This is a genomic window from Streptomyces sp. NPDC006879, from assembly GCF_042869595.1.
Classification (GTDB): domain Bacteria; phylum Actinomycetota; class Actinomycetes; order Streptomycetales; family Streptomycetaceae; genus Streptomyces.
Genome location: NZ_JBIAGC010000015.1, coordinates 12,621 through 25,412 on the forward strand (window position 1 = coordinate 12,621; position 12,792 = coordinate 25,412).

At 66.6% G+C, this 12,792-nt stretch carries 4 protein-coding genes; all 4 read right to left on the minus strand.

Features of this window, described 5'->3' with window-relative positions; genetic code table 11:
• Positions 1–32: 32 nt before the first annotated feature.
• The 4 genes from ACFYMC_RS14395 to tuf all read right to left on the minus strand — a co-directional run bounded on the left by ACFYMC_RS14395 (position 33) and on the right by tuf (position 12,746).
• Positions 33–7,052 carry an RHS repeat-associated core domain-containing protein gene (locus ACFYMC_RS14395; RefSeq protein WP_388523872.1) on the minus strand — a complete coding sequence of 2,340 codons (7,020 nt, stop codon included), beginning with the start codon at positions 7,050–7,052 and terminating at the stop codon, positions 33–35.
• 126 nt (positions 7,053–7,178) lie between these two features.
• On the minus strand, positions 7,179–10,958 hold the full coding sequence (locus ACFYMC_RS14400) for a LamG domain-containing protein (RefSeq protein ID WP_388523875.1): 3,780 nt from the start codon (positions 10,956–10,958) through the stop codon (positions 7,179–7,181).
• A gap of 190 nt (positions 10,959–11,148) precedes the next feature.
• Positions 11,149–11,373, minus strand: a complete 225-nt coding sequence (locus ACFYMC_RS14405; protein ID WP_388523878.1) for a hypothetical protein — start codon at positions 11,371–11,373, stop codon at positions 11,149–11,151.
• Between the two features lie 179 nt (positions 11,374–11,552).
• Complete coding sequence (tuf, locus tag ACFYMC_RS14410) at positions 11,553–12,746, minus strand: elongation factor Tu (RefSeq protein ID WP_388523881.1); 1,194 nt, start codon at positions 12,744–12,746, stop codon at positions 11,553–11,555.
• Positions 12,747–12,792: the final 46 nt, after the last annotated feature.

The window sequence follows — 12,792 nt, forward strand, 5'->3', positions numbered from 1 at the left end:
TCTCCATTCTGAGCCAGAATAGGCTCAGGTTCCTATTTAAACTTATAGTCGTCGACATGCCCAGTGATCGTGTTCATCACATAATGAATCTCCACATCACCCTCAGCTCCCATATTTACCCTCCTGGTCATTTTAACCCAACCATCCGATCCCATCCACCGGGGATCAGTCATACCCTTCTTGAGGGGAATGACCCTTCCTGCCATTGGGTTCGCCATGACCGTTTCCATCGCAAGCTGCTCATTCAGACTATTTGGCGCTGTCCTTCCAGTCGACCCTCTGCCCAAGGGCTTTAGGTCGATCGTCACACCGTTGGCGTCAGTGACGAAACGCGCCGTTGGGCACGGTCCCGAATTATGGACCAGGACGGGCGTGGAGCCTGCGAGCACATAGTACGTGTGGAGACCCTTGACGGTGAGGTTATAGGTCCTCGCACGCTTAGTGAACGGATGGTTGGTGGTGACGATGACCGTAGAGCCATCGTCTGCCAGCAGAGTCATCCCCGGCACCAAAGCGTGGGCGTTGATCCATTGAGCCTCGGAGGGCGACCAGAAGGGGTGCTCATAGGTGGCGGTCAGCTCATCGAAGCCGTTCGAGGTGGCGATGGACAGCTTGTTGAAGTGCTTGTCGTCCTCCGTGACGATGAGACGTTCGACTTCGCGACTATCCGATTCGCCAGTGACGGGATCGGTTGCCCTGACTTTGTCACCCGGCACGACATCTTCGATGTTCTTATTTTCCCCATCGGCCATTAGCACGCCCGTGCCGGCAAGGAAACACTTGCAATTCGTGCCTGATTTAATGCGCCCAGATGATTGACCCGACCTAGCCCTGGACCTCATCGGCTTGTGCGAAAAGAATGCCGCGATGGCACTGGGGGCCCGATACCAGTCGCTAGTGGTGTTAACGTCATGTGACGAGACCCAGTCGTCGAAGTCTCCACCATAATCGCAACCTGGCGCTCCGGCGCCGCCGTTCCAACAGTCACCGTCGACTAGCCATCCGAAGAGCGAGGCGGTGTGAGGGACGTTACTGACAGTGCCATAGAACAAGCTGTTGAAGTCGTCAACAATCCCCTTGAGGAAGCCAGTCGCTTTCCTGACTGAAGAGGCTCCCGAATTACCTCCGCTGCCGGATGTGGTTCCGCCTCTGTTGTCCACATGCGAAGTGCCGTCGTTGCCGCCACCGCCGCGGATCGCTTCGCCAGGTCGCCCGTTGCCCGGTTTGTTGGTCGCCGGGTTGGTGGGGCAGGGGATGTTCTCGGGTCCTGAGTTGCGCCCGCACTGCAGGCCCATGCCCGTGGGGTCGGAGAAGGTCAGCGGGTTGTTGATGCTGTAGCTGTAGCCGTTGAGCGTCTGGTGCTTGTCGAGTTCCAGCAGCGGGTCGACGCTGGCGAACTGGCCGGTCTTCGGGTCGTATGCCCGGGCTCCGATGTAGGTCAGGCCGGTGGTGGGATCCGCCGGCTTGCCGAGGAAGCCCTTGTCGTCGGGCCATCCAGTGACCTCACGGCCCCGGGGCGCGCCGAACGGTGTGGTGTACCGCTTCTTGACCGCGTAGGAGTCGGCGTCCAGGACCAGGCTTGAGGTGCCGTGGTGGTCGGCTACCAGGAAGTCCAACTGGCTACCGGAAGTCCCGACGGTCGCGGTACGGACGGCAACCGTCTGCCCGGCGGCCGTGTAGTAGCGGGTACCGGAGAGTGTCTTCTTGCTGCCCTTGACACTGAGGCTGACCTCATTGCCGCCGGGCAGGTAGAGGATTGTCTCGCCGTCCGCGGTGGTCGGGCGACGGATCAGCAGTTGGCCCGAGGCGTCATAGAGGAACGTGTTGCCGAGTGCGGGCTTGCCGCCCGCCGCCGGTTCGCTGGTCCCCACGAGGTTGCCCTCGGTGTTCCAGCTCAGGGTCTGGGTGGCCTGGCTGCCAGGTCGGGTGAGCGTGTTTCCGGACTTGTCGTAGGTATAGGAGTCGGTGGTGCTGCCGGTGGCCGTCTTCGTCAGTGCGTGCGGCTGTCCGGCCGGGGTGCCGTAGGTGTAGTTGGTGGTGCTGCTGCCGCTGGCGGCGTGCCGGGTCTCGGTCTTCCGCTGCCCAGCACCGGTGTAGGTGTACGAGCTCCAGTACGGCGCGGCCCCGTCCAGAGCGGCCGTGGTCGGGGCCTTGGAGCAGTCGGCGGTCTTCGGGGTCCATGCCTGGACCAGCCGGCGATAGCCGTCGTAGTCGAAGCACTGGTAGTCGGCTTCGGAGGCGCCGGCGAGGGTGGCCTTGTCGAAGACGGAGGTGACGTTGCCCGCCAGGTCACGGCCGTAGTGCAGGTCCTGCGGCTTGTAGCTGTGGACGTCGTCGGTGACGAAGGCGTTCGTCAGGCGGCGGGTACCCTGCTCGTACCTGTAGTTGAGGTAGGCCTTCTCCGAAGAGCTGGTCCCGTCCTTGCCGAGCACCAGTTGGGTCAGCTCGCCCAGGGGGCTGTAGGTGGCGCCCAGTTGGTAGCCGTTCCTCCCCCCGAGGTAGGTCTGTAGGCCGACGCCTGCGAAGTCGTAGTCGAAGGAGACCCCTTCGCTGGGAAGTCCCGCCACGGCGGGGTGGCCCATCGACCTGACGGTTCCGTCCACGAACAGCTGGCTGTCGAAGGAGAGGTTCGCGGGAACTCCGGCCTTGACCAGCGGGTCGTCGGAGGGCAGGAGCAGGTCGGTGCGCGTCACGTTGTAGAGGTGGTCGCGCGAGGTGACCTTCTGTGTGTACGCATCGCCGGACAGTCCCCCGTCATAGCGGGTGGCGCTGTCCTGCTGCCCCTTGTAGAGGGAGTCGAACGTCCAGGCGGCGAGCTTGTGGGCATTGGTCTTGCTGCCATCCCACAGCCCGGTCTGGCGGCCGAGTTCGTCGTAGGCGGGGAGCAGGACCTTGCCCCGGGCGTCCTCGCTGCGGACCATGCGGTCGAGTTCGTCGTAGGCGGCCTCCGTCTTACCCTTGTCGGGGTCGGTGGTTTCGGTCTGTCGCCCGAAGAGGTCGTACGAGTACGTCCACTTCGCGTTGTCCGGGCCGGTGACGAGGGACTGTTGGCCGGCGGCGGTGTAGCTGTACCTGGTGAGGGTCGGTGTGCCCGTGGCCGTGGCGCCCGGGTACTCGCGGCGCTCCGTGGTCTGGTCGAGGGCGTTGGTGACCACGGTGGTGGCCTGGCCCCCCTCTGGGGCGGTGCTGGTGACCGAGTCACCGGTGTACTCGTTGGTGGTGATCCACAGGGTGTCGCTCAGGTTCTTGGTGGTCACCTTGATCGGTCGTTCGGCGCCGTCGTACTGGGTGACGACCTCCAGCGGCGCGGAGTTGCTGGGAAGGTCGACGGCCTTCGAGGAGGGCTTGTGGTCCTCCACCCAGATGTCGGTCATCTGGCTCAGTGCCAGGCCGCGGGTGTCGTAGCGGACGTGGTCGACCAGCATGCCGCCGGCCGGGGACGGCCGTTGCGTCTGTCGCAGGCGCAGCAGCGAGTCGTAGAGCTGGTAGCTGGTGTTGTAGCCGGAGCCATCGCCGCGCAGCGTGTGGGTGGCGACCCAAGGCATGGCCTTGCCGGTGAGTCCGTAGGCGTAGGTGTAGTTGGGCTTGCCGTCCAGGAGCCGCATCTGGTTCGGGAGCCACACCTTGGTGACGCGGCCGAGGGAGTCGTACTCGCTCTCGGTGACCTTGCCGTTGGCGTCCGTGACCTTGACCGGCGCACCGGTGGCGAAGTCCACACGCGTGGTCGTGCTGTGGCCCTTGGCGTTGGTGACCACGGTCGAGGTCAGCGGACCCGAGGCGGACGGCGTGTACGTGGTCGTGGCCGTGACGTCGTCGTTGGTGTCCTTCGCCTCGGTGGCTCGGCCGAGACCGTCGTAGGAGGCCGTGCTGGTCTTCTGCCAGATGGGTTCGTCGTCGGAGGTGTAGCCGGCGGCGCGGCCGGTCCAGCGGGCGAGTCCTCGGGTGGGCTTCTGCGTCGAGGTCCACTGCGCGGTGGAGTCGTAGCGGGTCGCGGTGTCGGAGATGACCTGGCCGGCACGGCTGGAGTCGGCGGGTAGGTCGAGGTCGGCGTCCTTGATGGTGCACGGGTTGGCGACCGGGTTCGTCGGGTCGTTTGCGGTGACCCGGACGCGTGAGACCAGCGTGTTGATGCCGGCGGCGTCGTTGCGTGCGTACCAGGTACGGGTGCACTTCTCGTCGCCGAGGACGGCGGTATCGCCCTCGTCGCGGGAGGTCACGGGCATGCCGTAGCTGTCATAGCTGGTGCCGGTGGTGCGGGTGCGCCAGGTGCCGGTGCCGCTGCTGGTCACCCAGGTCCGCTGATACGTGGCATAGGTCCGCAGGTAGTACGCCTCGGTGTCGGCGTACGACTTGTGCTGGGTCGCGGTCCGCTTACTCCACGGCGAGTTGATGGTGTTCGAGATGGGGGTGGAGCCGTTGTAGACGACGCTTTCCCGGGCGAAGCCGGCGTACTGTTCGTGGTCGGTGTGCCTGCCGGCGAACACACCGGTGACCGAAGCCGAGCGGCGCTTGTCGGGGTCCACGGTCTTGCCGTCGTCGGACAGCACCCGGTCACCGTTCATGCCCCGCAGGTACACATCGACGGTCTTGGACCGCGTGACGCCGGCGCGCCCGGTGGTGTGGGTGACCTTGGAGTATCCGCGCCACATGGACCAGGTGCGCTCCTTCTCCTTGGTGAACGGGTCCTCGTTGTAGTGCCAGGCCCCGCCGCCCTCATAGGTGTAGGAGTGCTCGATGCCCGAGGTACCGCCGTACTCCGCGGTGGTGGAGACGGCCTCGACGGGGTACTTGTGGAACCAGTCCGTGAGAGTGGCCTGCCCGCCGTTGGGAGCCCAGATCACCGGGTAGCAGCGCCGGGTGTTCTGGTCCGGGCGCGGCATGCTCTGGCTGGCGGCGCAGTCAGCCTTCATGTAGCTGACCTGCGTGGTGGCCTTGGTCTCGGAGGTGATCACCCGCAGCCGCGGCTTGTGGAAGGGCAGGATGTCGTCGGTGCCGCTGTCCACCCGGTTGGGCAGCATCTCGTAGTCGAACGTGACCGGGTCCAGGGTGAGGTCGGTTCCGTTGCGCCCGGTGTGGCGGATCTCCTGCAGGGTCAACGTCTGGTCGGTTGAGTCACCAGTGTCACCGGGGTCCATGTACGCCTGTTTCAACTTCCACTCGTCGACGGCGGACATCGCCGGCTTCGAGGCGGCGGCGTTCCAGGCGTAGGTGGTGACCGAGGTCAGCCGCTTGCGGGTGAAGAAGGTCGGGCCGACGTTGTCGGTGCATTTGGCGCCGGCCTTGCACAGGGCGTCGAAGGGGACGTCCGGCCAGTTGTCCCGGGTGTCCTTCGTCAGCGAGGAGCAGCCGGTTCCTGACTGGGTGCAGCGCTCCTCGTAGGCGAGGACCACCTTGTTGGAGGCCCCGCTGAACAGCGCGTCGGCGCGCTGCCCGTAGCGGATCTCCTTGAGGTGGCCGCCGCGGTCATAGGAGGTGCCATTGTTGTCGTTGCCGAGGGTGTCGTAGTAGTTGGTCTCGGCGTCGTACCAGTACGTCATGGCATTGCCACGGGTGTCCTCGACGTAGTCGAGGTTCCAGCGCCATGCCTGCCGCTTCCACCGACCGGAGAAACCCGTGCCCGAGGAGTACCCGGGCTCACCGGCGTCGTCACCGAACACCGGCACGGTCCACACCGACTCGGTGCGTTCGGCGCCCGCGCCTTCCAGCTTGTTCAACCCGAAGACGTACTTGGTGCCCTCTCCGGTGATGACGGTCCAGTACTCGCCCTTGCCGTCGCCCTTGCCCCCGCTGATGTCGTCCCCGCTGTCGCCGTTGTCGGCGCCGGTGGAATGGATCACCGTCGAGGCGTCATCGTTCTTCAGGCGCCACTCACCACTGGTGTCATCCTTGACCAGCTCGGTGGACTTGCCGTTCAACACCAGCGAGGCGTTCTCGTACTTCCAACACAGGTCGTACTTTCCGGACTGGCCGTCGTCATCACAGACGCCGTACTTGCGCTCCACGAACGAGGACGTGAGATCGAAACCCTCACCGACCAGCGTGCCCTGGTTGTTGGTCGACGCGGTACGCCCGTCAACGCTGCCCGAGTCATAGGAGATCGCCAGCCCGGGCTGCGGACCAGCCGCAGCCGGAGGCGCACTCAGCGCATACGACCAGGTGAAGGAACCAGAAGAACCACCGCTCTCCCAAGACGAGGAAGCCGACAGCGGAGTGGCTGCGTAATCACCCTTGGAAGACGAAGCACCCGCCGACAGAGCAACCAGGAGCGTCTCACCCGTTGCTGCGGTACGAGCGGCCGGCACCGCGGCGGTGAGGCTCCCGGTCGAGGGAGGAGACGCCGGCTTGAAGTCCAGTTCTGCCTTCACCAGCTGGCCGGCCTCGTCGTTGGTGGACCCCAACGGCATGACGGTGGTGCAGCGCGGGTCTCCCGGCCGGCTCAGCGCACACAACGGCAGGCGCTTGGCCCGTAGCCTCGCGCCCCAGTTGGCGCCGTAGGCGGAGGCGAAGGAGCTGTAGTCGACGTCGATTTGGGCACGGCCCCCGCCAGTGGGTCCAGTGACCTTCAGCAGAACGCCTTTGAGCCCGAGCTTCGTGGCGGCTGCCTGGTCGAGGACCTCGACGGACACCTGCCCACCGCTGGGGACAGGTTTCGTGGTCCGAGCGCCCGAGGTGGTGTGGGCGAGCCGCATCGGCAGGCCACCGGGTGCGCTCGTGGACGGGGGCTTGGCCGAGGCGGTCAGTCGGGTCGTTCCGGGCTTGGGCCAGGCGACCTTCCTGGCGCGCTGGGCCTCCCCCCGGGCGATGGCCTGCCGGTCGGCTTCTGCGGCGGCCCTCGAAGTCTCCCGGGTCTTCGCGTCCACCTCGTGACGCAGCGTCAGAACCTTGCTGGACTGGTACTTCTGTGGCGCCTGGCGCCCCAGCGGTTCCGGTTGGGCGGCGCTGGCGATTGGGGTCAAGAGCCCTGGGAGCAAGCCGAAGCCCGCGACGACGGCGAGTCGTCGATTCCAGGCTGTGAAGGCCCTGGTTCCCCCAGGGCCGGGGTGCACACTCATCGGTGCTGTTCCTCCTCGGTCCGCCGACGGCTGCGGCGGGTACGGTGCGGGCCCCGTGGTCCTCAGCGGGACCTCGGGGTGGCGGGGCGGCGGCGGTTAGGGCCGCCGCCCCGGGGGAGCGATCGGTCAGCCCATGCCGTTGACGCGGGAGCGGACCTGCTCGAACGTCATCGCGCCCGACCAGATGCGCACTTCGGCCAGGCAGCCGGCCAGGTAGTTGCCGACGCTGCCCAGGAGTGAGCCGCGCCCCGCGGTGACGGTGGTCGTCGTCCGGAAGGGGAGGCTGAACGCAGGTGTGCCGTTGCCCGCTTCGTTGCCCTCCACGTAGAAACGGATCTCTCCGTACTTCCCGTCCTGGGGCCTGGCGGCGTCATAGACCCCGGTGATCTGAACCCACTCGTCGAGCGCGGCGAAGTCACTGCTGGTCAGTGAGGCGGCCTGGCGGACCTTGCCCGAGGAGTCGACCGCGGTGCGACCGAAGTGCCAGACGTACTGACCGCGCGGGCCGTCGTCGGAGACCTTGGTCGCCCAGAGCGACCAGGAAGACTGGTCACCGGAGGGAGTGGCCTGGCCCAGAACGCGGGCCTGGTACCCGACGGGCTTGTTCTTGAGCGCGGCCGAGTCCAGGCGCACACTGGCCGTGACGGTGAAGGAGCCGGTCTCGTCGACGACCGGGCCATCGGCGCGGGCATGCCCCTTGACCCCGTTGAACTTCACACCGCTGTCCACGGAGATGGCCGCGCCCTCGTCGGACAGGTTCATAGCGTCCGCGCTGTAGCCGGAAGTGTCCGGGACCCGGGTGTCCCCTGCGGCGGCTTCCTCGAAGTCCCAGCGGGCTGCGAGCTCGGCTCCGGGCAGGTCAGCCTCCAGCAGTTCGCCCTCCCGCCGGATCTCCGCCTGAGTGAGGGCGCGCTGCCAGACCTTGACCTCGTCAATGCGGCCCCGCAGATATCCGCCGTAACTGCCGTTCACTCGCGATCGGCCGAACTGGAAACCAGAGTTGGCCGTCCACGGCCTGTAGGTCGGGGACACCGAGGCGAGCTCGACGGCAGAGCCCTGGGGGCGCCCGTTGACGAACAGCTGGAGCGTGTCGTCGGCGTGGTCACCGCTACAGGTCCCGCTCACACACCTGGTGTTGTACACGGCGGTCAGGTGCGTCCACACCTGGGTCGGTGGGGCGGTGTCCTCGGCCAGGGACCGGATGGCCACCACGCCTTCCGTGCCGTCGTGGTTGCTCCGGTTGAGGACCCACTTCCTGTCACCCGCCGAGTAGTAGAGCGTGAGCGCGGCGCCCAGGTTGTCACCTGGGGCGGCCAGCACGACCTGGGTGCTGTCGGCGTCGTTCAGTCGCACCCAGGTGGACACGGTGAAGGAGTCACGCGTGTTCACGGGCATGCCTTCGGTGTCGGCGTAGCCGGTGCGCTGCTCCGGGTGGACACTGCCACGGTTGAGGTAGAGGGATCCGTCGCCGATGCCTCGGCGGCCTTGGAGGGAGAAGTCGGCAGCCTTGGTTCCGGCGACCGTGTGGATCAGGGCGGGTTGCCGCGCGGTACCGCCGGTGCCGGTGTCGGGTGCCGCCTTCGTGCCGGGAGCCTCGGCGAAGTGCCAGTGACCGACCGGGCCGGACGGAAGACCCACCTTGAAGGTGTAGTCGGACGGCGTTCCGAAGCGCTTGTGTACGTCGCGCGCCTCGACGGTGAGCGTCAAGGTCCCGCCGAGCGGGGGGGAGATGGGAACACTCACGGTGCTTCCGGCCACGACCTCCGCGGGTTCACCCGACCCCTCCAACCGCCAGCGATAGCCGCTGATGTCCTTGTCCGCAGCGTTCGGCTTGAAGGTGAAGTTGCCGGGCTCGCCGGGAGAGCCGGAGGACGGGCAGTCGTCGGCCGTGCAACGGGGGTAGGCGGACGAGGTGATCACGGGAGCCTTGGGGGCCGTCGAGTCAATCAGGAAGTAGCACCAGGAGGAGTAGGCGGACACCGAGCTGGAGGTGACCGCGTCGTAGGTCCAGTGGGACTGCGTCCGGGCACGCATGCGGTGGAGCAGCCCGTCGTGCCGCGGGCTCATCCGGACCTTCTCCAAGGTGCCGTCCACGTGGTAGCCGGTCGACGGAGCGGTGGACTCCCAGGACCGGATCCAGTCACCGCTGGTGGGGTCCTTGCGCTCGGCATAGAGGTAGGCCCGCAGGGCGCCGCGATACTCGGTCCCCACCGGCTGTGAAGCCGCCTGGACACGGGCCGTGGCGGTCGGATCGGCACGGGTGACGACGGTGGGGTTCGATGCCGAGGTCGAGCAGTAGGCCGTCTCCCCCTCCCCCGGGATGACCCCGACGTTCGTGGGGACACCGGGTTTGGTGACGTACTGGACCTGAAGCTCGGCATTGGGCTTGAAGCGCTTCCAGGCCCTGGTGTCCCCCTCGTCCTTCGCCCTCAGCATCAGGGTCAGGCGGGAGAACCGCCCGTCGGCCAGGGCTCGCGCCGCATCAGTGAGGTTCTCGTCCGGCTCCGCCGGGTTGTCGTTGAACTCGACCCAGCTGTCAGGTTGTTCCGGAGAGCAGGCGGAGCCTCGGCCGTTGGACACGTAACGGTCACCGAGGTGGTCGCGGTGCGCAGGTCCCGGCCAGCGGGTGCCCTCGGAGATGTTGTCGGTGCGGACCAGGTCGACCCAGTGCGGGGTGCAGTTGAAAGACCAGGTCTCGTAGGCGCGGAACGTGGCGTCGAGGACCTGTTTGTTCGCGAGTCGGCCGGCACCGAACTCGAAGTACATGCGGTTCACGTACCCCGACCCGCAGTAGTAGCCGTCCGCGTTTCCACACCTGCCGACGCCTAGGTCGTCGTCGAACGCGTAGAACTTGTCGCCGTCCGAGGACAGAACGGTGCGTTCGGACGCTCCGACACCCAGTGTCGGGTCGATGTACACGGGGTAAACCGTCTCCGGTCCGTGCAGGAGGTCGCTGACGGGACGGACGCTGAGCGCTCCGGGCTCGACGCGCACCGGGAGGATCTCGGTGCTGTCTCCCTTGGTTGGTCGAGCGAACTCGGTGTGCGGTGCGCCGGCTCGATCCGCGTCCCCCTGGGTTTGTGAGGCGGATCGGTTCTGCCGGGGTACCTGCGCAAGTTTGTTCGCAGGAAGAGGGGTTGAGGCCCGCGGGCCTGCCGTGGGACTCCCGGCAGAGTCCCACATGAGACCAGCGGGTCCCCGGAAGACAGGCCTGCCGTCGGCGTCGAGGGCACGCAGCCCCCCGGCAGCACCGGGTACGAGATCCAAGCCGTCGGTCCGGACCCCGAAGCGGATCTGCTGGAGCCGCGGATTCGCAGCGGCGCGGGCCGATTTGACCACCAGCACCTGACGATAGCCCTCGGCAGTCGCGGTCAACTTCAGGTCGACGCCTTCGAACAACTCCGGATAGGTCGCGGTGTCCCCGTCGAGCCGGGGCCCGGGCAGGGCATCGGACCAGTCCAGCTCCAGGGCCCCGCCCTGTTCGGCGAGACGCAGCAGCGGTCCGTCCGGGCCACCCGAGGAGAAGGAGAGGTCCACCACCGCGGCCTTCGGCCCGATGGTCCCGTCTGCCCGCCGCTCGAGGGTCGTGTCGATCGGATGCCAGGAACCGTCGTCCGCCCTGACACGTTGGGGCGTGGTCGACTGGGTGAGCGTGAACGTCCCGTCCGGGTTGACGACGGTGGTGCTGTACGCGTCGCGGGCCTCTAGGAGCTCGACCGGTCTACCGGTCTTGGCGGCCTCGCGTCGAGCTTCTATCGATACGGAGGACGCGTCGGCGCTCCCCTGTGCGGTCTGTCTGGCCGCGGCTCCGGCGACCGGTCCAATGGGCGTGAGCCCCGCCGTCAGCGCTGCGCCGAGCACAACGCCGAGGGCATGGCGAAGCCGCCTCCTTGACTGGAAATGCATGTCCCCCACCTGTGGTGAAACAGGGTTCCCCCGACCCCCCGTGACATAAAGATCGCCTAAAGCTAGAACCTCCCTCAGGGGGTTTCAAGTGAATAGACGGACACGCACAGTTGGTGAAATCGGCTTGTTCCTGCCGCAACCGTTCCGCTACGGATGGGAGAAGCTGACCGTCCGACGCCTCACCGACCCCCTAGCGCGCCTCGTCGCCCGTTCCTGCCGGTACCCCCGATCCGGTGTCCTCCGTGTCAACATGCGCCACGAAACCTGTTACACCGTGGTCGGCGACCATCTCGCCCAACACCACGCGCTCTCCCTGACCGCGATCGGGCTGGCACTGCACATCCAGATACCCGAAGCCGTAGGACGCACCCTGGCCGCGGACCTGCCGGAGGATCTGCCGGAGGATCTGCGCCATCCGGCCGCGACCGCGCCCTCCGCTCCCCCACCCCGGGCCACTGCCGTGGCTGCTCCGAGAGCGCGGGGCGAGCGGCCTGACCACCGGCCGGGACGCGGAAGGGCCCCGCCGCCTCGCTTACGCGAGGGGACGGGGCCCTTCTTCAGTAGCTCTGGAGAGCTACCAGGTCAGCACACGAATTACTTCGTGATCTTGGTGACCTGGCCGGCGCCCACGGTACGACCACCCTCACGGATGGCGAACTTCAGGCCCTCCTCCATGGCGACGGGCTGGATGAGCTCGACCTTCATCTCAGTGTTGTCGCCCGGCATGACCATCTCGGTGCCCTCGGGGAGGGTCACGACGCCGGTCACGTCCGTGGTACGGAAGTAGAACTGCGGACGGTAGTTGTTGAAGAAGGGGGTGTGACGGCCACCCTCGTCCTTCGACAGGATGTAGGCCTGGGCCTCGAACTCGGTGTGCGGGGTGACCGAACCGGGCTTGATGATGACCTGGCCGCGCTCGACGTCCTCGCGCTTGATGCCACGGAGGAGCAGACCGACGTTCTCACCGGCCTGGCCCTCATCGAGCAGCTTGCGGAACATCTCGATGCCGGTGACCGTGGTGGTGGTCTTCTCCGGGCGGATACCGATGATGTCGACGGTCTCGTTGACCTTCAGGACACCACGCTCGATACGACCGGTGACGACGGTGCCACGACCGGTGATCGTGAAGACGTCCTCGACGGGCATCAGGAACGGCTTGTCGGTGTCACGCGGCGGGGTCGGGATGGCCTCGTCCACGGCGTGCATGAGGCCGAGGAGCTTCTCGCCCCACTCCTTGTCGCCCTCAAGCGCCTTGAGCGCGGAGACCTGGACGACCGGAACGTCGTCGCCCGGGAACTCGTACTCGTTGAGGAGCTCACGAACCTCGAGCTCGACGAGCTCCAGGATCTCCTCGTCGTCCACCATGTCGGCCTTGTTCAGGGCGACGACGATGTACGGAACGCCGACCTGGCGGGCCAGGAGCACGTGCTCCTTGGTCTGCGGCATCGGGCCGTCGGTGGCGGCGACCACGAGGATGGCACCGTCCATCTGCGCGGCACCCGTGATCATGTTCTTGATGTAGTCCGCGTGACCGGGGCAGTCGACGTGGGCGTAGTGACGCGCCTCAGTCTGGTACTCGACGTGCGCGATGGAGATGGTGATACCGCGCTGGCGCTCCTCAGGAGCCTTGTCGATCTGGTCGAAGGCCGAGGCCTCGTTCAGGTCCGGGTACGCGTCATGCAGCACCTTGGTAATGGCGGCCGTGAGGGTCGTCTTACCGTGGTCGATGTGACCGATGGTGCCGATGTTGACGTGCGGCTTAGTCCGCTCGAACTTCGCCTTCGCCACTGGGGTCCTCCTGTGGAGTGGTTCTGTACGCCTTACTTCAACGGCG